This is a genomic window from Bradyrhizobium sp. NBAIM14 (assembly GCF_020193895.1).
Classification (GTDB): domain Bacteria; phylum Pseudomonadota; class Alphaproteobacteria; order Rhizobiales; family Xanthobacteraceae; genus Bradyrhizobium; species Bradyrhizobium yuanmingense.
In genome coordinates this window covers 13,502-34,159 of the sequence record NZ_JADYVQ010000035.1, presented here as the reverse complement: position 1 = coordinate 34,159, position 20,658 = coordinate 13,502, and the positions used below count along the sequence as shown (strand labels likewise).

Below are 20,658 nucleotides of genomic sequence, written 5' to 3'. Positions count from 1 at the left end.
TGGTCTGATGCATCGAATCGGGATCCTCGATTCATTGCTCTACTGGCTCAGCACTTTTCCCTTCAGGCTTGCCAGCCTGATTTGCCCACTGTTGTACTGGTGGTTCGGCATCACCATCGTGAACGCGGCTGCACGCCAAGATTGGACAACTGACAATCGAGCGCGATTTTTGCGGTGCGCCGCCATGGCGACCGCAAGCGGCCGATCCGGACACGGTTCGCCGATGACGGTGGCGATGCGCCGAACGACCGCTGGTCGCTCGACTTCGTGTCGGATCAGCTCACCGATGGCCGCCGCTTCCGTATCCTCTCACGGTCATCGATGATTGCACCCGCGAGTGCCTGGCGCTGGTAGCCGACACCTCGCTCTCCGGCAACCGCGTGGCGCGGGAGCTGGACCGGCTGACGATCGAATGCGGCAGGCCGAAGATGGTGGTCAGCGACAACGGCAGCGAGTTCACCAGCAACGCCATCCTGACATGGGCTGATCAGAGCCGTGTCGCATGGCACTACATCGCGCCGGGCAAGCCGATGCAGAATGCCTTCATCGAGAGCGTCAACGGCAGGTTGCGGGATGAACTGTTGAACGAGACGCTGTTCACGTCGCTGGCCCAGGCCCGCGTCGCACTCGGATGCTGGCGGGCCGATTACAACTGCGCATCAGAACACCCATCTGGCTATGTAATTGAAGAGAAGAGATTTTGTTGAGCGGGATGCGATCCCGCGGGGTGATGATTTGGGTTCTGTCGCGCTCGTTCGCGATAGATTGAGCAGCAGTTGTTGTCAGCGAGGTGCGGGCGAAGATCCAAGGACCATCCGGCAGAGGATGGATGGATTCGATCTCGCCGACTTCAGCGGCCAGCCGGAGCGTCTTGGGCGCGATCTTCAAGAGCTTTGCGGCCTTGCCAAGGTTGAGCCATGGCTCGATCCCGTCCTCCGCGGGCTTGAACACCGGGATGTGGTAGTTCGAGCGCATTGATGTGACGCGCTCGCGGGTCCAGCGATTGCCGTTGCCGGTCTTGAGGCCGTTGCGGTTGAGGAGGCCGGCAATCAGATCGTCGCTGGCGATCACCACCAGTTGACGTACGGCCTGGATGATGTCGGCAGAGGTGCTGTTGCGTTGTCCGCGCCGGCGCTTCGGCAAGCGCAACTCGCTGTGGGCGCCACCCACCCAATGGACGATGAGAACGATCTCGGACGCCACGTCGTCGATATCGGCCACGACCTCATGAATGAGGGTGCGCACAATGCGCTTCTTGAGACGAGCATCCGTCGTCGGCGCATCCCAGACCGTTTTGAGGTTCGAGGCTAGAATGCCGAACGAAGCTGGATCAGCAAGGGGTGCGGACGTCGCCACATCATGCATGGCGATCTTGGCCTCAACCTCCGCCGCGTGAGTAAGCGCCCTGTTCCAGCGGGCTTCCAGCTCACTGGCGACCAGCCGGTGCGCGGGATCAGCGGCATCGTATTGCCGGAAAGCCCTGTCGGCGGCATAGCGCGCCGCTTCGAGGTCGCGACTGAGAGCATCGCGTACCCGATCGCGCCGTTCCCTGGCTCCGTTGGCGGCAGCGGTTGCGGCGGCGACCGCGCCTGGACCGACGACTCCAAGCAGTGCTTCCTCGATGGCGTCATCGACGCGCAGTCCGCCGAAGGCGATGCAGTGGGCCCCGCCATTGTCCATCCAGGCACAGCTGCAGCTGTAGCGCGGGATATGGTTCTCCATGCCGGAGTACCGGAGTGTGAGCTTGCGACCGCAGCGCTTGCAGCGGATCAGACCGGCCAGCAACGCGTCACTATGCTTGGGCGCGCCGTGATGCCGACTGGTGGGAACATTACTGCTGACCATGGTGCGAATCGCCTCGAACTTCTCCCAGCTCACATACCCTTCGTGAGTGTTGGGCTTCAGCGTCAGCCATTCGTTCCGCGCCTTGCGGCGGATCTTCACGCTCACGCCCGCGGTGCTGTATCCCGCCGCCACGGCCGTCTTACCATAGGCATAGGCGCCGCCGTAGACCGGGTTCTCAATGATCCGGTGGATGGCAGATCCGCGCCGGTTGCGCTCGACGATAGCTATAATCAATTCTTCGGCGGCGATCAGAGCCAGCTCCATTTTCTCCGCAACAATGGTCGACGTATCTCGACCGATGCTGTCGAGGTGGTTCAAGGCCATCGCTTTGAAACTATGGGCTAGGCGCTCCTCGGCATCGTCGCGCGCATAGTCAATAATAGTATCCAGGTGGGCGACGATTTCAGCCCGTTGCTCGGTTGGCTTTGGACCGTCAAGCAACGTCATCGCTCGAATAAAGGCCTCCTCAATAGGGATCATATCACGTTTCCTTTGTTACTGTGATTGGAAGCCGCAATTCCAGCTCGCACCGTTGGTGCAGATTCAGCGGATTGAAAGGCGGGGGACTTCAAACGGCTTGCCGCTCCTCTTTAAGAAGTACCAGGCAGAGGGTATCTGTAGATTTTCGTCGAATTTTCCGTCGACCACATGCCCCACGGCCGATTCCGTGAACAACACCGCGTCATCTAAAGCCACCTTTTCGGCTTTGCCCGTATCGATGTTGAAGTATTCACGGTGATGCCGATCTTGTTGACCTGCGATGAACGCCTTGTTCCCCACGCAGACCAAGGGCACGCCCGCTGCAGAACCTGGCACGGCAGTGCTCGACAGGGCCCGCCTCAGAAGTGCGGTCGGAAAGTAGATAATTGTTCGGTGTGATATTCCGCCCCGCTGATGCCACGCGATTTGGTCTTGTGGGGCAGGCGTCGCGGGAAAGGTAACGATGCCCTGATTGCCGTGGCCGTCCTCTACAAAGATGCCGAATGATCCGCCGTCAATTGAGATATCGAGTTTGATAAATGCACCAGGCGAGATGTTCTGAAATTTAGTAAGCACCGCCGCGAGATCGATGTTCATTGGAAATGCTCCATTCTTTTGGTGCTCATAGGGGAGTTTTGCTCAACCGATGCGGGCGCGATAGCCACCCGAAGGCCAATCGACTACTTCGGGGCTAGCCCGGGGCTCGAAGGGCGCGGCTGATCCTGGCTGGGACGGCCGCGCCCTTCAAACCTGAGAAAAACGGGACAGCGCGGACGGGACACGGCGCTCACGCCTCCGGAAGCACTGTCCCTACCACCAGCCGTCGCCCTCAGAGGTAGCAAGGCTGGCCACCTCGGCCCGCTGAGAGGCTGAACTCCCAAAGGGTGCTACCAAGTATCGCGGAGAGGACTGCAAGGCAATCTACCAGGATTGGTCGGCGCCGATCTCATCTGGTCAGCGATTAGCCGGCTGGCGGGTATGGATCGTGGCCATATGTCCACTCGATTCTAAATTGGTGGCTTCGCTTTGAACGAGAACCTGAACGTCGTGCCCTGCCTTTCCGTCCGCGTGGGCGGCATCAACCGCGGCGCGGATTGCCTCTTTCTGAGTAGCGTATGGGCGGAGTGCTTGCCATTTACGAGGTCCATTCGTCATTGTGGAGTGTGAATGATATGTTGAATACGAGCCATAAGGTCTTTCTCCCCAGGTTCTGGAAACGCGTGTCCACGCCGGGAGGGAGTTTGCAACCTGACGCGGTCGCCTCAACTACCGGATTGGAGGGGGGGCGAGCTGGCCTCTTGCAGGACACATTTGTGTGGCAGGCTGAGTTGCTCGATGGTGGACCTGAAGCGCGCGTCGGCTTGCCGAGGACCGCTCAGAGCCAGGCGGGCGGCCGAGGAGATCGGGGGAGTCGGCCGATGGATAAGGCGCTAGCAATCGCGTGGGCGTGCATTCTAATCGTCCTGGTGCTGTTCGCCGCGCTGTATCTTCCGTGGTCGTGATTTCAAGGAAGCAGCGGATTGCCGCGCCGCGCCTGCTTGCCGCAGGCAAGCCGGCGGCAAGCGTTCGTATCAGGCCATCGCGAGTTGGCGCGGCGTCTCAGTCTCATTCCATTTGACGCCGCTATGGCGGAAAGCGACGACTTCGGTCGGTGGCTCATCCCTCTCGACGAGCTCCTCAACTATGGCCTCACTTGGGCTGCACTTTCAGGCCCAGCTCGATCAGGCGGCGGATGGGCTTCGGGACGGGTGGTCACGCCATGCTTTTCTCGCCACGGTCGATGGCAGACAGTTCAAGGTCTTGCCAACGCATGCCGATCTGCGTGTCAGGTATCCACTGCGTTCGCAGCACCTCAGCCGGCCCGATCGCGCCCTGAAGTGGCGACCACGCCAGCATGCGACTAAATTGTGAGTTAGGCACCTTTTAGGGGCATATCCGCGCGTGTACTTCACATCCAAGCGCGCGCCGTTGGTCACGCTGAAAGCGCGGACCGATGGGATGGGGAGAGCTGAGCATGGCGACTAGGAAGGAACTGACGGCAGCTGTGGGCGAACGCTACCGATCGAGCGATCGCGTGGAGAAGGCGCGGATATTGGATGAGTTCGTCAATGTCACTGGATATCATCGCAAGCATCCGATGCGGCTGCTGCGGGGCCACGATGGGTCGCGAACAGGTCGTCGGGCGCGGCGCCGGATTTACGGTGAAGCCGAACGCAATGCGCTCGCACTCCTCTGGGAAGCCTCGGACCGGGTTTGCGGGAAGCGGCTGAAAGCCTTGATACCGATGCTGATCGACGCGATGGAGCGGCACAGCCATCTTGACCTCGCTCCCGAGATCCGCGGCAAGCTGCTTTCGATGAGCGCGGCGACGATCGACCGGGCGTTAGGCCGGATTCGGGAAGGGCCCGGTCGCCAGCGCCGGCGATCGGCCGCACACGCCCTACGACGCAGTATTCCGATACGGACTTCGGCGGATTGGAATGATCCCGCACCGGGCTTCGTGGAGGCGGACCTTGTCGCCCACAGCGGTCCATCGGCGCGCGGCAGTTTCGTACAGACCCTGGTCCTCACTGACGTCGCGACCAGCTGGACGGAATGCACGCCGCTGATCGTGCGCGAGCAGACGCTGCTGAGCACCGTGCTGACGGAATTGCGTAAGCAATTGCCCTTCGCGCTTCTTGGCTTGGACACGGACGATGACACCGTTTTCATGAACGAGACGCTTAAGACGTACTGTGACACGGCCGATATCATTTTCACGCGCTGCCGGCCGTGCCGCAAAAACGATCAAGCTTTTGTCGAGCAAAAGAACGGCGCTGTCGTGCGCAGGATGGTCGGCTACCGGCGGTTCGAGGGTTTGGAGGCAGCGACGTTGCTGGCGCAGCTCTACCGCTCGGCGCGCCTGTTCGTGAACTTCTTCAACCGTCGTTCAAGCTGATCGCCAAGCAGCGCGACGGCGCCCGGGTGCACAAGACCTACAGCGCGCCTTCCACGCCGCATCAACGGCTAGCCGCCGACTCGCGCACGTCCGATGAAGTTCGCGCCCGTTTACAAGAGACTTTCGCCGGCCTCGACCCCGTCGCCTTGTTGCGCGATATCCGAGTGACGCAGGAGCGGTTGGCGGCGCTTACTGACGCCGAGCCTGCCGCGAACCCCGGCCCGATCGCGCAGCCGATTGATCTTTTCCTGGCGAGCTTGAGAACCGCTTGGAAGGAGGGCGGTGCCCGGCCGACAGATCGGCCGATCGCCAAAGCAAAAGAGGCCGTCGCCGTCCCGACCCGCTCATTCGAGTGACGCCGGATTTGCGCAAATGGTTTGAAGCCGAGCCGTGGCGGACCGGCAGTGAACCCCTAGCGCGATTGCAGGCAAAATGCCCTGGAATCTATCCCCAAAAACTTCTGCGCACGCTACAGCGTCGCCTAAAGACCTGGCGCAGCGAACAGGCCAACGCCATGCTGTTTGGTCCCTCCCAAGAGACGCCGCCTCCACTTCAAGTCAGGAGCAAAAAAGATGAGGCAGCGGACCACCCTGAGGGAGCACTTTTACGTGCGGCAATACGGAGTCTCACCCTGATCGCCGCCGCGCACAAGATATTGTAAACTCGATGAGCGACCTGTTTCATGAACGAGTTAGCGACGCCTTCATTCGCGACGCCGGGCAGGTGATGCGCGAGACACCGCATCACAACTATCAGATTCTCACGAAGCGCCCCGAACGCATGGCCAGGTTGGTCCCTGCCCTCATCGGCGAGGTCCTGCCCAATATCTGGCTCGGCACTAGCATTGAGAACGCGGACGTAGTGGATCGCATAGAGCACCTGCGCCAGGTGCCGGCAGCCATTCGGTTCATTTCCGAGCCCCTTATCGGAGCCGTCGGCACTGCCGATCTCCGGGACATCCATTGGGCGATCGTCGGTGGCGAAAGCGGGAAGGCAGCTCGGCCAATCCGTGAGGAGTGGATCGACGAAATCTATGTGCAGTGCTTATCAGCCGGGACGGCCTTCTTTTTCAAACAGTGGGGCACCTGGGGGCAAAGACAACAAGAAGCGCTCGAAAAAGGCCAATGGACGCGAATATAGGGGGCGGACCTGGCGATGAGATGCCCACCGGTCCCGGCGCTGTTCCATAATAGCGCAATACGGTTGGGGGCGACGTGGCCGAAAAACGGTATGAATGGGCTGATGGCGCAAAGCTCGAGGAGCATTCAAAGCGCAAACACAAAATCCTGCGCGAATACGTCTTCGACTATCTAACCGTCCGCTGTAAGCTCCCGCAACAGGAGCGTTTTCGGCTTGCAATCGTCGACGGATTTGCCGGTGGCGGGCGATATCACTGCTGCACGCCTGGGTCACCACTGATATTCATTGAAGAATTGAAGCGTGCTGTCGAGGCAGTGAATACACATCGTGCAGTTCAAGGCCTCGGCGCCATCGAGGTCGAGTGCCTTCTGATCTTCAACGATGCTAGCCGCGATGCCATAGAATTGCTGAAGACACATGTTGGACTGATGGAAGCTGACATTGTTCAGACGTGCCCGAAACTACACCTTCCGTGGAGTATCTGAACGAGTTTTTCGAGGCTGCGTATCCAAAGATCAAGACGTTCTTGAGCAAGGACGCTACAAAAGCGTTCTCTTCAATCTGGATCAATGTGGGGACAGTCACGTCGACCGGAATACGCTTCTTGACATTATGCGCTCCTATCCCGCCGCCGAGATCTTTTACACCTTTATGATCAGTTCACTTCCGGCATTTCTACAGAAGAACCAGCCGGAGCAGCTAAGAGTGCGGCTTGCTCATCTTGGGCTAAACGAGCGCGAATGTCGATGCGCTTAATGGACTCATGAGCAAGAACGACTGGCTACGGACGGAGAAGATCGTCTTTGACGACTTTCGTCTATGCGCTCCCTATGTCAGCCCCTTCTCGATCAACAATCCGGGCGGATGGCGGTATTGGTTTATCCACTTCGCCAACGCCTAGCGGGCGAAGCAGTTTTACAACGATATCCGGACAATGCGAGCCTTCAGGCTCATTTCGGTCGGTCCGGCCTCGACATGCTGTCCTACGATCCGAGGCACGATGAGGGCATGCTCTATCTTTTGACGATAGCGGACGTGCGTCCGCAAAGAACCAGCTCTTAGGAGATATTCCGCGCCTCGTGACGGAATCGGGTGACGTCATGTCTGTCATGGACTTCTACGGGAGCATCTACAACATCACCCCCGCTGCATGCGCACGATGTGCATGCAGCAATCATCGAGAACCCCGACAGGGTCCCACTCTCGTCGAAATCAAGCGCCAGAGCCACAGCCGCATCCACTTCTGCCACCGTCCGCCGCGATCCTTGGCGAGTAGGCGCGCGGGAAACTCGGCCTCGCGCTGTTCGATCCCGCCGGGTCTTCGCGATCTGCGAGATATGGCGTTGGCGGGGTATTCTCCCACTGCTTGAGGATCAGCGTGGGCGCTGTCCGGCCAGCATCTCACACCACGTCGCCGCGAGCCGGGTTTTCAGCGGCATGTAGTTGCGCCGCCTTACTTCCACGCTCCATGAAGACGCGATGAACAGTCAAGTCAGCGCATTAACTTCCCTCACGGCTATCGAGCTTGGCCCAGATGGCGGTGTTCGCCTCACCGAAGTTCAAGCTCTCTGATCGCAAGGGGGCAAGTTCTGTTGGGTCACCGACAACTGTTTGTGCAATCTTGATGACCTCCTTCGCGATCATTTCCGTTAGCGGATCGTCACCATCCTTCACGCAAACGGTATAGAGCACTTGCTTGTAAGCCGCCCTCATGCGGCTGACCATTTCGGGCTCCATCGCGGCGTCTCGAACCAATCGGTGAATAATGCACCTGTCTCAACCTGGGGTTCGGCAGGCCTCCCTCTCACTGAGACGAACATAAACGCTTCCCCCGAACGGAGTTCACCGAGAGAGGCAATGCCACAACGTGAATTTAGTGGTTCCCCCGGGAATGGTAAAGCCACGCCCATCGTCCGGACCGCGCGCATATTTCGCGGTGGCCTTTCGACCTTTGGTTTCTCGCAAAAAGTAGCTTCCCCAGCCGTGATTGGCCCGCCGCCGGGACCGTCACTCCAGACGCCGATGGCATTGTGACCGACCAACCCTGATAGGTGCGTCTTGGGTCTCTTCGGAAATACGATGTGACGCGTAAGGGGCGGCTGCGTAGGGTGAGAGAATAGATGACTAATAGGCGCGTGCTTTGGTTCGCTCTCGGGCTCGGGCTCTGTGTCGGCCATATTCTGTGGCTGATTTTGCCCGGCGGGCTGGCGGGTAAGGGCGACGGCGTCCGTGCGGATGACAACCCTCTGATCGACAAGGTTAGATCAACTTGGCGAACGGAGGATGGTGAGACGGCGGAGGAAATCTTTGCCAAGGTCGCGAGGGTAGCCCACTTCGCTCCCAGGGGATGGGAGGTTGGCCGAAAGACCGACACTGGCCAGCGTGTTGTCTTTTCATGGGCCAAACACAGGTCTGACAAAACGACGGACGAAAATATGGTCACGTGGGAGGTGGCCCCCGATGGCACGGTGAAACTTGTGACTCCATATGCGAAACCGATGGAACTAGGCTGGCAAGCGTTCGCACTCTCTCTTGTTGTTGACGAGGTAGCGAATAACGAAAGAGGCGTGAACCGCCGCTTTCTGCATGATCCCGCTAACTTCAACTTCGTGACGACCGCACAAGGCAAGTTGGGCGATCTTCTGCGGCGCGGCCGCTGCACGATCGGCGAGCCGGTTGCAGTGCACTACTCGCCGAAAATACACGAGCAGCAAACCGCCGAGGACGACCTGTGGCGCGTCGAGCTTTCGGTCGGCTGCAGTATTCCCGGCCTTGGCGACGGAGCCATCATTTTCGAGAAGCGCGAAGGACAAAATTGGGAGCCACAATCCGTCTTCGCCAAGCTTATCGCCACGTCAGTACCCGGCTCTTGGTTTGAGCTTGCAGACCCCAAAGACCAGGAAGCATTCGAGCCGCCCCGAAAGACATTGCCAAAGTGAAGGCAGAAAACAAGCTGGAGATGCAGGGCCGTCGATCATAAATGGCCTTGATACGTACGATCGCGCGCGCAGAGAACCGCGCCCGAGAGCCTGTCATCCGGGGTAGACCATGGATGCACTGGCGAGCAAGCCGACCGTGGAAACATGGCCGGTTGCCCTCATATGGCCCTATGAACGCAATTCCGGCGCCCTTCGCCCAGCAGATCGCGGCGTCGCCAATCGGCTGCGCGACGAGATGCTGCGGCTCGAATTGTCCGACCTCGTGGAGGGCGGCTTCGAGAACGCGCTGACAGGGCATAACGGGGTAGCGTCGGAATCCAGGAGTTCGTCCTTGCGCGCCGCCGCCGCATTCCGAGCACTCAACAGGAGTCGGCCGTCACTTGCCTTACAAGGATCGTTTGATCAATCGTATTCTCGCCTGCGTTCTCCGATTTCGGATTTAGAGCAGCAATCCCGACTGACAACACAAAGAGGCTATCGTCAACGGCTCGGCTCGCCCGGCGCGGTAGGCTCCACGAGCGAGCGTCGCGCGGCGCGTCTGCCTAGCACGCCGCTTTTTCGTTTCTTCCGTATGGCTCATGACGACCCCTCGACAAGCTGTTCCAAGACCCACCGCTACAGCTCACGAACTTCCTCCGAGGCTCTTCCCTCTTGTGCAAACTCGGTCACGCCTAATCCTGCCCCAAGCGCGTCCTGATGGTCATTGCGCTGTCCGACATAGGGAAGCGCAAGCACCCCGAGCGAATTGAGCGACGTTGCAGCTTCAGTCAAGCGGCAGCCCCGCGGTGGTGTCTGATTGAGGACGAAAGCAAATCGGCGGTTGAGCCTACGAATAGCAATCAGCGTCGGTATCGCAGCTTCGATGTCCGCCGGACTCGGACGCACCGGGATCAGGCAAAGATCGGCCCTCGCGATTGCGCGCATGGCCAGTGCATTATTTGTGGCGGCGGTATCGATGACGATAAGCGAGATCCCCTCAGCTTCAAGGCTGACCAGCGCCCCTTCTATTTCGACGGGATCGGCGCCCCGAACGAGCCGCGGATAGGAATGGCCGCGCCGCTCTTTCCATTTTGAAATCGTTCCTTGTGGATCCGCCTCGACAATTGCAACGCGCTTTCCGTTCGCCAAAGCGGCGACTGCAATTCCGACCTCCAGCGTGCTCTTGCCGCTTCCGCCTTTTTGGGTGACCAGAGCAAGGACATACATCGCCTGCGTGTCCGGACAACAGCGACATGAAACGCACGATTCGCCGAAAAGAGCCTGCTGATTGGTAGGCCTACCACTCGCCATCGTGAATCGCACTAAGAGCGAGCATGGAACTCACAACCCAATCAAAGGCCCGGACGCGGTGCTCGACATGATGTCGCGGCGGCGTCAGTGCCGCTGCGAACGAAAACCGACAAATATCGGACAAAATCCGCAATTGGTGACGAAAAGTCCGGATTGGCTATATAGTATGAGATCGTTGGATGGGGGAGCCCGATGTCGATCTATAACCCTTTGAGAGACAAGCTGGTCGCAAACAGCTCTGCCTCGCTCAAGACGACCTTTGCCGATATCGAGATGCTTATCGGTCGCTCCCTCCCGAAATCGGCGTATGAATATGATGCGTGGTGGGCCAACGAAGACCCCGTCAAAACTAATCACAGTCACAGCCCTGCGTGGACAGTTCCGGGGTATCAAGCCGAACCAAATCGATTGCAGCGGACAGTAACATTTCGGCGCAGGGGGTAGCATTTTCCGCAAAAGCGAATGCCTATGAACCTGGTCGCTCGAGGATGCGTCGTGAATGAAAATGATCACGCGACACGACTAAGCCCGTATCGACAAGATATGATATTTCTTATCGCAGTAGCCTCTCTGGCGGGAGCGGTAACTGCTGGGGTGATGGTGAATATCTTCGTCGGCAGCAGTGTGGGGTGGATTGGCTTCGTGGGTACCATCGTGGGCAGTGCCATTAGCTTCGGCGCTGTCACCCACCACGATAACAGGCGCCAGAAACAAGAGATCAAAGCCATGCGAGCAAGTCTCTACGCTGAGATCGTCGATCGAGTTGCACGATGCGCCAACGACTACATAGAGCCGTGGAGGGATTGGGGCACGAGGAAGATTGCAAGTGAAGACGCCAAATTCCTTCCGTCACTCCCACTCGTGTTGCCTGCTGTTGCGGGAAAACTCGGACTGCTCGACGCCGAGATACTGCTGGCAGTGACACAGTTCTATTTTCGTCTCTCGGTTCTAAGAGACGCAATCGAGCTTGTTTCTGGAGAGCCCGACACAAGCGAAGCAATCCGCTTGCAGCGCATTAAAATAATCCAACGACGATTTCTTAGTTGCTTCGCTCCGGCACTCCGTTCACTGACATTGCTCGATGTGCCGGACTGGGAGCAGTTTGATTGCGAAGCCGCCAAGGTGTACCCTCACCTAAGAAAAGAAGCGGGTGATTTGCGCGTGATACTCGAACGATTTGCTGCGTCAGCGGCAAAGCAAAACATCGTTTGAGACGGAGATCGCAGAGCTTGCGGCGGAAGTAGAGTACGGGCCGTTTCTGACCGCATAGTGCTCTGGCAATCATCTGCTTAGCTGGCGTCGCCATCTTCTCGACAGAGCGTTCGATGATCGCGGTCTCGAGTCGCCCGTGAAGAATTCGGAATCGATTGATCTGTCGCTGTGATTTGGCGTGAGTATATTCGATTCAGTAAAGGTAGGCGTGGGCCAAGCCGCTTGCCACAGCGTTATCGGTGAACTGAACTACCGCACTCGTGACAGGCTGACTGGAGACATAGAAACCGTGAGCTGCATATCCAAGTATGAGATTGTTGCCGAGCGAGAAGTTCGTTAGCGCAGCAAATGCAGTCTCAGCGGGTGAGGCTGCACGCTCCAAGCTGTTATTTTCGTGCATGTCTTTCTCCTTCGAAACCAAGGGCGCCCGGCAATTACGCGACGATCGTGACTTCACGATGGGACTGCGGCGTAGGCCGAAGCTGACTCCAATCCAGCTCGCGCCCGCCACGATTAGATCGGCGCCGAGAAACAGGCCCAGAATATAAACACTGTTTATCGGCCAACGCGCTAAGATCAACGATCCAATCAGCAGAGTAATGACGCCGGATATCGCCAGCCAGGATCGGGGCGTTGCGCGTTTGATGCTGAACGCCAGGATCAGGCGCATGATGCCGGCGGCGACCAGCGATGCGCCGAGCGCCAGCGTAAGCAGCACAGCGGCGAGCGTAGGATTATCAAATGTCACAAGTCCCGCGACGATGTAGAGCGCATCCAAAGTAGAGCGCACCCAAAAGAGCGCATAGCAAGAACTTGCCCCAGGTCTTAACCTGGAAAGCATTGATCGTTTCGGCAACGCCGGCGACGATCATCATCACGCCAACTAGCACCACACTCGCCACCGTCGCGAGCGCAACGCTACCAAGCGCCACGAAGCCAGTGATCAGATAACCTACGCCGAGGGCGAAAACCCAACCCCACTTCGTTAGCGAAGCGGTGCCCGGACTAGCTCGAAGCCGCGCGATATCAGACGAACTTGTCATGGAGGTCTCCGGTGCCAAAGCTGCGCCGCAGCATGGCGCGCCTAGCCATCGCTTTGTTGCGATTAGGGTTGAGCTTGCGGGTCGTTGCGAGCAGCCGACTCAGTGTGCCCATCAATCTATATGCTCGCCTGCTGGGTGCCATCCGCATCGTGACCTCCTCTCTTCGGGCTTGGACCGCATCCCAGGACGCGGGAGGACCACATTACTAAGCCCGGCGAGGCGGTGTCGTAGGCCAAGCAATTGGCGTGCCACGTTTTGCGAGCCGCGCGTCGAGAGCGAACTAGCTTCTTCGTGACGCGATCGTGAAATCGCGGCCGTTTGTGGCAGCTTGCCGCCAAACGTCTTAAGTCCGACGCGCAGGAACGACAACATAAACATCTTGCGCGTGGCGGCGATTGGCCTAACTGCATTCTCGAGGGGGTGGTATGCGCGCCCACACGACGGGGTTGGACAAACACGAAGACCGAAAGCTGTCATCCATCCGATACATTACCCTCCTCGGAGCCACTGGTTACAGTACTCCCATGGCTGAGCGCTCCAGAATCGAGATGGGGAGTGACGACGCCCTCGATATCGTGAGGCTTCTGCCCGTGTTGCATAGTGCCTGTGGTGAACGAGCCCCCTATCGAGTGTGGGAAAGAGGAAACAGTTGTGGGCCGGATGGCTGATTGCTCTCGGGAAATTATCGCGGTCCGCATTGGTCGATTTTAGACATGCGACATGGCAGCTAAAGCGCCATCCTGTCGCTCTCCAAGTGATTCCCTCTCCTTTGGCACGGCAAATGCAGGTCTCCTGCAATGCGCGCGGCCTGAGGAGAAATCATCCTATGATCACGCGAATCGGCCGCTCACGAAAGAGACCCTGCGACCGATGATGCGTTCGCCCTCGTCGGTCTGAAGCCGATAAACCCGGGTCGATTCGTTCGGAAGGCGCTTCCAGATCGGTAGCAGCAAGCCAGCGACGATGTGGAGGGTGCTCTCAGCGAACTCGGGGACGTCGACGACTTCAGCGTTCCAGCTTGCGGCGAATGTCTCGCGATCCGCGGGTTGCCAGTGGCTCTCGTCCATCATCTTCATCGAAGCATGATGGTGCTCCATGGGGCGGATCAGCCGGACACGGCGTTCGATCTCGCCGTCATCGAGCATGAAGCTCGGCGCCGGAATCTGCACGGCGGCACGCCCCGAGCGCTCGTTGACCAGCGGCACCGCGCGAGCATCGGCGAGATGATCGAGCGCTTGATCCAGCGTCATGGGGCGATTGCGCCGGCGTTCCGTGATCGTGAGCAGCCGGGTTTCTGCCCCGGTCGCGGGATGCGTGTAGATCGGGTGCCGATCGGCGACGACGAAGCTGTCGGCCTGCAGTGTCTCCAGGCCGACGTCGTAGACGCCGCTGGCGATGGCGCCCTCGACCTTGGCGTTCAGCAACTGCTCGAAGGCCGTGAACAGCAGACCTTGCAGGTCGATGGTGAGCGCGAGCAGGCGGTTGAGGAACGTCGTGATCGGCGGCAGCTCGTCCTTGATGCCGTTGTCGTCCACTAGCTTTAAGCCCGTGGCGTCCTCGAAGGTCTGGAGCGAGCAGTCTTCTAGCTTGCCGCGCGCGAGCAGCAGGTAGAGCTGGCGCAGCGCATCGCGGGCGTAGTGGCTCTCAAGATTGTCTTCGGGCCGGAACAGACCTTGGCCGCCGGTCTGGCGCTGGCCGCGCGTGATGGCACCGAGCGTGTCGAGCCGGCGGGCAATGGTCGAGAGGAACCGCTTCTCCGCCTTCACGTTGGTCGCGATGGGGCGGAATAGAGGCGGCTGCGCCTGGTTGGTGCGGTTGGTTCGACCGAGCCCCTGGATCGCGGCATCGGCCTTCCAGCCCGGCTCGAGCAAATAATGGACGCGAAGCCGGCGATTACGCGCCGAGAGTTCGGCGTGGTAGCTGCGACCCGTACCGCCAGCCTCCGAGAAGACAAGCACGCGCTTCACGTCATCCATGAAGGCAGCGGTCTCGGCGAGATTGGCGGAGGCTGAACGGTTCTCGACGGCAAGGCGGTCACCCCTGCGCACCACGCGCCGCGAGCGTCCGGTCACCTCCGCCACGATGTCCGTGCCGAAACGCTGCACGATCTGGTCGAGCGCGCCGGGAACGGGCGGAAGCGAAGCGAGGTGCTCGATCAGCTCATTGCGGCGGGCGACGGCCTCGCGGCTCTCGACGGGTTGGCCGGCGCGGAAGACAGGCCGGGATGAGAGATTGCCCTCGCTGTCGGTGAAGGGCTCATAGAGCTGAACCGGGAAGGAATGGGCGAGGTAATCCAGCACGTACTCGCGCGGGGTGATGTCCACGCGCACGTCATTCCACTCATCGGTCGGGATCTCGGCAAGCCGCCGCTCCATCAGCGCCTCGCCGGTCGAGACAATCTGGATGACCGCGGCATGGCCCTGGGCCAAGTCCCGCTCGATAGAGCGGACCAGGGTCGGCGTCTTCATGCTGGTGAGCAGATGGCCGAAGAAGCGCTGCTTGGCCGATTCGAAGGCCGAGCGCGCGGCGGACTTCGCCTGACGATTGAGCGTGCCGGTCTCGCCGGTGATGTTGGCGGCCTGCATTGCCGCGTCGAGGTGATTGTGGATGACGCTGAAGGCTCCGGCATAGGCGTCGTAGATGCGCCGCTGCTCGTCGGTGAGCTGGTGCTCGACGAGCTCGTACTCGACGCCGTCGTAGGAAAGCGAGCGAGCAGTGTAGAGGCCGAGCGAGCGAAGGTCGCGCGAGAGCACCTCCATCGCCGCGACGCCGCCCTCCTCGATCGCCTCGACGAATTCCGCACGCGTGGCGAACGGAAAATCCTCGCCGCCCCAGAGGCCAAGGCGCTGGGCGTAGGCGAGATTGTGGACCGTGGTGGCGCCGGTCGCCGAGACATAGACGACGCGGGCATTGGGCAGCGCATGCTGCAGGCGCAAGCCCGCACGCCCCTGCTGCGAGGGTGCGACGTCGCCCCGCTCGCCCTTGCCGCCGCCGGCATTCTGCATGGCATGGCTCTCGTCGAAAATGATGACGCCGTCGAAGTCGGAGCCCAACCATTGAACAATCTGCCGGACGCGCGAAAGCTTCTCGCCGCGGTCGTCGGACCGCAGCGTAGCGTAGGTTAAAAATAGGATACCTTCGGCCAAGGGGATGTCGCGCCCTTGAGGGAAGCGCGAGAGCGGCGTGACCAGCAGACGCTCCATGCCGAGCGCGGACCAGTCGCGCTGCGCGTCCTCGAGCAGCTTGTCGGACTTCGAGATCCAGACCGCCTTGCGCCGACCCTGCAGCCAGTTGTCCAGGATAATGCCGCCGGACTGGCGACCCTTGCCGGCACCGGTCCCGTCGCCGAGCATGAAACCTCGACGGAAGCGAACGGCGTTCGGCGCATCATCGCGGGCGGCCGTGACAAGGTCGAAGGTCTCGTCAACCGTCCAGGCGCCGGCGAGATAGTCACCATGCGCCTCGCCGGCATAGATGACCGTCTCAAGCTGGGCGTCGGAGAGAATGCTGTCGCTGACGAGGTTGGCCGGCAGCTGGGGCCTGTAGCTCGGCCTCGGCGGTGCGACCGAGGCCATCGCGGCCGACTGCACCAGCTTGGTCGGGTGCGCCTGCGCGCCGGGGATCCGGATGGATTGGAGACGGTATTCCTCGTAGATAGCGTCGCTGAGGCGCGCGCCCTCGGGCGGCGCCCAATCTGTCGTCTCATAGACGAGGTCAACCGCTTCGGGGTCGGCGACCGACGGCTTGGCCGTCTGCCCGGCCGCCCGTGCCAGATAGCCGCGCACGGTGCGAGGCGCTGACGCGGTTGATACGGGGAGCAGACCGGTTGATGCGACGCTCAGGCGAGGTGGAACGTGTTCGCCGATCCAACGGAGCAGCGTCGCGACGTCGGGCGCGATTCCCGGCGACTCCGGGAAACCGTTCGGGTCATCGGCAGGCACCTTGTCGATGACGGTGAGGCGCGTCTCGATCGTGGTGCCGTGCCTGGCATAGACCGCGCCGGCGATCGCGGCGGTGAACACCACCCGGCCACGTTCCTGCAATCGGGCGAAGGCGTCGCGCCAGGCTGAGGCTTCGGGTGAGAAGTTTGCGCCAGTGATCGTGACCAGCCGGCCGCCTTCGGCGAGACGCGCCAGGGCCGAGGCGATGTGACGGTACGCCGTGTCGGCCATGCGGCCGGAGACGTTTGCCATCGCCGAGAAGGGCGGGTTCATCAGCACGACACTCGGGACCACCGTGGGATCGAGGTGATCGTCGATTTGAGCCGCGTCGAAGCGCGTGACGGAAATGGCCGGAAAGAGGGAGGAGAGCAACATGGCGCGGGTCTCGGCCAGTTCGTTCAGCACGAGCTTGCTGCCGGCGATCTCGACTAGGATGGCGAGCAGCCCTGTGCCTGCGGACGGCTCCAGCACGCGATCCGCCGGCGTAATGGCGGCCGCGGTCAGCGCAGCCAGGCCGAGCGGAATCGGAGTCGAGAATTGCTGGAAAGTCTCGCTCTCGGCAGAGCGGCGCGTGTGGGTCGGCAGAAGCTCCGCGATCTTGCCCAAGGCGGAAAGTCGTGAAGCCGGAGAAGCGGCTTTGCGGAAGAGCGCCTTTCCGTATTTGCGCAGGAACAGGACGGTGGCGACCTCACAAACGTCATAGGCCGTCTTCCAATCCCACGCGCCCGTCGCATCGGATGCGCCGAAGGCCGCTTCCATGACGGCGCGCAGGATTGCGGCGTCGATGCGTCGACCATGCTCAAGATGAGGGAGAAGCTGCTCAGCCGCAGCGATGATGACGCTGACGCCCTCGGGCGCGCGCGCAGGCGAGATCGGGGCGGCCTCGTCGGCCGCGATCGAGAAAAGGTGGTTCATGAGGGGAAGCCTTAAGGAGAGCGAGAGGGAGCGAGCCGGCGGCGCTCTCCTCTCGGACCGGACCGGCTCAAATCCTTCCCGGCCCCTCTCTCACTCTCTGCCCGATGCCTTGAAACGTTGCGGCCAGGAACTTATCTCTGCTGCGTCAGGGTCGCTGCGCGTTCGCGCAGCAAGAACCGCTTGTGGTGCGAGCCTCAAGAGCTGAACGGCCTGGTCAACAGGCTGCCGCTGACCTGCCCCCGCGCGTTTGCGCAGGGCGCGGGTCTCGGCATGCGGTTCACGGGCCCCGACAAGACCATCGAACCGCTTCACACAACGAAGGAGGATTTGATGGCTCTAATCTTGAGGTTTCCCACCAAGAAGATCGAACCGGTCACCGTTCGCAGCGGGAGCAAGCACCGCATCAGCGTCGAAGTGCTCGATGATGTTCGGCCGCGACGCACGCGCTGGAGGGTTCAGTTCGAGATTCAGGAAGCGGCAGGGTTTGCTGCTTTGAAAGGCTTTACCGATCGCGCCGTAACCCAAGGCTATCGACATCGCTTCGAAGTCAGCAGCACGCGGGCGGTACGGCGCTTCGTGGCGGAAACCTCCGGCCTCGTGGCCGTCGGCCGGATCGCGATCTGGATCGACGGCTTGCGGGTGCAGCCACGGGTGGCTCGCAGCGCATAAAAATAGGCTGGGGCGAACCTCGTCGCCCCAGCCAGTGCTTCTACTCGGCGGCGAGCATGCGCGACTCGTCCGCTTGATCGGCCGGAGTTTCCTCGTCGTCCCCGGCGAGGAATTCCGGAAGCGCTTCGTCATCGCCCTCGGACTCCGCGGCGTCGCCGGGCGCCGCCTGGTCGGCATCGGCCATTCGCAGGGGCTCGGGCAGCCAGCCGGTCTCGGCCAGGAGGCGTTCGGCCTCCTTGGCCATGTCGCCCTTCTTCAGATGGTCGATGAGCTGGGCGGCCCGCTCGCCGGCACCCTCGCGCACCGCCTCGAGGATGCGGCGTTTCGGCACCCGGCCGAGATAGTTTTCGACGGTCGGTCGCCAACCGGACGCCACCATGTCGAGGTCGACGGCGAGGGCGATGCGATCGGCATCCGCGATCCGCTGCTCGACGGCGTGCGGGGTGGCGCCGCCGCCGTAGCGGTCGCCCTTCTCGTAGAGCGCGTTGACGCCGAATGAGGCGCAGTGCGCAAAGAGCGCCGCCTGCTCGTCGCCCGTCAGCCTGGTGAGCCAGTCCCAAAGACCGGCTTTGTCCTTGGGCAGGCGCTCCTCCCACGTCTTGTGGCGCGCGTCGATGGCCTTGGCCGCCGGTGTGTCCTTCAGGCCCTGCGCTTGCACGGGGAAGCTGACGCTGCGCACGGAGACCTCCATCGCCGTCCCAAAGGAGGAATAGCGGGAGAACACGTCCAGGCAGAATTTGTGCAGCACCGCCTGGAAAGCGACCGAAGGCGTGATCGCCAGCTTGTCGCGTAGCGCCAGCGTCCGCTCTGCCGTGAGCTCGGTCAGCAGGCGGTCCGGCAGCGGCTTCACCGCATCGTCGTCCTCGTCCTCGGGATCCGCGACCTGCCCGCCGATGGTGATGACGGCGCGCTGGACAACGGGCGCTGATGGTTCGTCGCCGTCCAGGGCCGCGGCATCGGGTTCGCTGCCCCTGCCCTGCTCTGGTTCGGACACGGGCACTTCATCCTCGGGTCGGACGTAGCCGCGATCAACCAAGAGCTTGCCTTCGGCGTCGATGCCGACGAACACGCCCGCGCGGGCGATGTCGGCGGGCTGATAGATGACGGGTCGATCGTTCAAAACAGCGAGAGCCGTCTCAATTTCGCCAAGTCGCTGGTCAACCTCGTCGGGAAGCTCATCCGCGCCGTCATGCTCGGCTTCGAGCTTGGCATATTCGGCTTTGAGCGCCTCGATGGCCGCCTGCTCTTCGGCGGTGAGATCGGCGGGTACGCCGTCCAGCTCGCGCAAGCCCCGAGTATGGCCGTAGGGGAAGTCGATCGCGAGCTGGATCCACTTCCAACCTTCGGCGGCGATTGTTTGCGCCTCTGCCTGCAGCTTCTCAGCGACCAGGCGGTCGAGCAGAGCGACGTCCTCGAGCCAGCCGCCGTCGTCGGACTGGAACAGGTCGCGCAGCACCACGCCACCGGCCGCCTCGTAGGCGTCGAGGCCAACAAACATGGCGCGACGATCAAAGGCGCGCACCGTCTTCTCCGTCAGCATGCGGCGGATCTGATAGGGCTCCTTCTGCCAAGCGCCGGAGATGGCCTGCCAGACCTGCTCCTGGCGTCCATGATCTGCGCTGACGGTGAAAGCCATCAACTGCTCGAGCGACATGCCGTCCTCGGCATAGGCGTCGAGCAGCGCGGGTGAGACCGAGGCCAGGCGCAAGCGCTGCTTCACGACGTTGACGGAGGTGAAGAAGGCAGCGGCGATGTCCTCCTCGGACTGCCCCTTCTCGCGCAAAGCCAGGAATGCCCGGAACTGGTCGAGCGGATGGAGTGGCGCGCGCTGAATATTCTCCGCAAGCGAGTCGTCTTCGGCGAGAATGGTGGTTGCCGGGTCGCGTACGACACAAGGCACCGGCGCGGTCTTGGCCAGGCGCTTCTGCTTTACCAGCAGCTCCAGCGCACGGTAGCGCCGTCCGCCGGCCGGGATCTCGAACATCCCGGTCTCGGTGCCCTCGGGGTTTAGGACCGGCCGGACATTGAGGCTTTGGAGCAGGGTACGCCGGGCGATGTCCTCGGCCAGCTCCTCGATGGAGATGCCGGCCTTCACGCGCCGGACGTTCGATTGGCTGAGTACCAGCTTATTGAAGGGAATGTCGCGCGAGGACGACAGGGTGATTTTCTGAACGACGTTAGCCATAGGTGATACTCCGCGACGGGCGGCCCAAAGACTCTCTTTGGTCCTCCAACCCGTCACGAAG

General features: G+C 61.2%; 11 protein-coding genes and 4 pseudogenes. 8 read left to right on the top strand and 7 right to left on the bottom strand.

Translation table 11 applies throughout. The annotated features are described in order from the left end of the window. Nucleotides 1-174: 174 nt before the first annotated feature. A pseudogene (locus I6F28_RS35945) lies at nucleotides 175-668 on the top strand (integrase core domain-containing protein); the annotation flags it as partial. Here the strand turns inward: I6F28_RS35945 and I6F28_RS35940 are convergent. Together I6F28_RS35940 and I6F28_RS35935 are read right to left on the bottom strand one after the other, a co-directional pair. Continuing rightward, nucleotides 598-2,325 (bottom strand): recombinase family protein, encoded by a 1,728-nt coding sequence (locus I6F28_RS35940; protein WP_225129218.1) that lies wholly within the window; start codon nucleotides 2,323-2,325, stop codon nucleotides 598-600. The pseudogene I6F28_RS35945 and the gene I6F28_RS35940 sit on opposite strands and share 71 nt — an antisense overlap. Nucleotides 2,326-2,388: 63 nt before the next feature. Next, entirely contained in the window at nucleotides 2,389-2,922 is a 534-nt protein-coding gene (locus tag I6F28_RS35935) for a hypothetical protein (protein ID WP_225143685.1), read from the bottom strand. 1,396 nt (nucleotides 2,923-4,318) lie between these two features. Between I6F28_RS35935 and I6F28_RS35930 the strand changes: the two are divergent. The 3 genes and pseudogenes from I6F28_RS35930 to tcmP form a co-directional block, all read left to right on the top strand. Next, a pseudogene (locus tag I6F28_RS35930) lies at nucleotides 4,319-5,822 on the top strand (ISNCY family transposase); the annotation flags it as partial. Nucleotides 5,823-5,917: 95 nt separating this feature from the next. Further along, a pseudogene (locus I6F28_RS35925) lies at nucleotides 5,918-6,453 on the top strand (DUF5131 family protein); the annotation flags it as partial. Nucleotides 6,454-6,477: 24 nt separating this feature from the next. Then, nucleotides 6,478-6,888, top strand: a complete 411-nt coding sequence (tcmP, locus tag I6F28_RS35920; protein WP_225143683.1) for a three-Cys-motif partner protein TcmP — start codon at nucleotides 6,478-6,480, stop codon at nucleotides 6,886-6,888. 1,015 nt (nucleotides 6,889-7,903) lie between these two features. Here tcmP and I6F28_RS35915 read toward each other — a convergent pair. Continuing rightward, on the bottom strand, nucleotides 7,904-8,128 hold the full coding sequence (locus I6F28_RS35915) for a hypothetical protein (RefSeq protein ID WP_225143681.1): 225 nt from the start codon (nucleotides 8,126-8,128) through the stop codon (nucleotides 7,904-7,906). A 395-nt stretch (nucleotides 8,129-8,523) separates the two neighbouring features. Between I6F28_RS35915 and I6F28_RS35910 the strand changes: the two genes are divergently transcribed. Further along, nucleotides 8,524-9,342 (top strand): nodulate formation efficiency C protein, encoded by an 819-nt coding sequence (locus tag I6F28_RS35910; RefSeq protein ID WP_225129210.1) that lies wholly within the window; start codon nucleotides 8,524-8,526, stop codon nucleotides 9,340-9,342. Nucleotides 9,343-9,957: 615 nt separating this feature from the next. On the opposite strand, the gene I6F28_RS35905 is transcribed toward I6F28_RS35910, so the two are convergent. Then, the gene (locus tag I6F28_RS35905) at nucleotides 9,958-10,548 is read right to left on the bottom strand and encodes an AAA family ATPase (protein ID WP_225129208.1); all 591 of its coding nucleotides are present in this window, start codon (nucleotides 10,546-10,548) and stop codon (nucleotides 9,958-9,960) included. A gap of 276 nt (nucleotides 10,549-10,824) precedes the next feature. Between I6F28_RS35905 and I6F28_RS37975 the strand changes: the two genes are divergently transcribed. Beyond that, the gene (locus I6F28_RS37975) at nucleotides 10,825-11,076 is read left to right on the top strand and encodes a DUF7662 domain-containing protein (RefSeq protein WP_524536129.1); all 252 of its coding nucleotides are present in this window, start codon (nucleotides 10,825-10,827) and stop codon (nucleotides 11,074-11,076) included. 51 nt (nucleotides 11,077-11,127) lie between these two features. Continuing rightward, nucleotides 11,128-11,844: a hypothetical protein gene (locus tag I6F28_RS35900; protein ID WP_225143679.1), complete on the top strand. Its 717-nt coding sequence runs from the start codon at nucleotides 11,128-11,130 to the stop codon at nucleotides 11,842-11,844. A 466-nt stretch (nucleotides 11,845-12,310) separates the two neighbouring features. On the opposite strand, the pseudogene I6F28_RS37970 reads toward I6F28_RS35900, so the two are convergent. Next, nucleotides 12,311-12,887 (bottom strand): annotated as a pseudogene (locus I6F28_RS37970) (HdeD family acid-resistance protein); the annotation flags it as partial. A gap of 830 nt (nucleotides 12,888-13,717) precedes the next feature. Then, nucleotides 13,718-17,743, bottom strand: a complete 4,026-nt coding sequence (locus I6F28_RS35890; RefSeq protein ID WP_225143677.1) for a strawberry notch family protein — start codon at nucleotides 17,741-17,743, stop codon at nucleotides 13,718-13,720. A gap of 180 nt (nucleotides 17,744-17,923) precedes the next feature. Between I6F28_RS35890 and I6F28_RS35885 the strand changes: the two genes are divergently transcribed. Continuing rightward, a complete protein-coding gene (locus tag I6F28_RS35885) occupies nucleotides 17,924-18,412 on the top strand; it encodes a hypothetical protein (protein ID WP_225143667.1) in 489 nt (162 codons plus the stop codon). A 40-nt stretch (nucleotides 18,413-18,452) separates the two neighbouring features. Here I6F28_RS35885 and I6F28_RS35880 read toward each other — a convergent pair whose 3' ends face one another. Further along, entirely contained in the window at nucleotides 18,453-20,597 is a 2,145-nt protein-coding gene (locus I6F28_RS35880) for a ParB/RepB/Spo0J family partition protein (protein ID WP_225143663.1), read from the bottom strand. Nucleotides 20,598-20,658 lie beyond the last annotated feature (61 nt).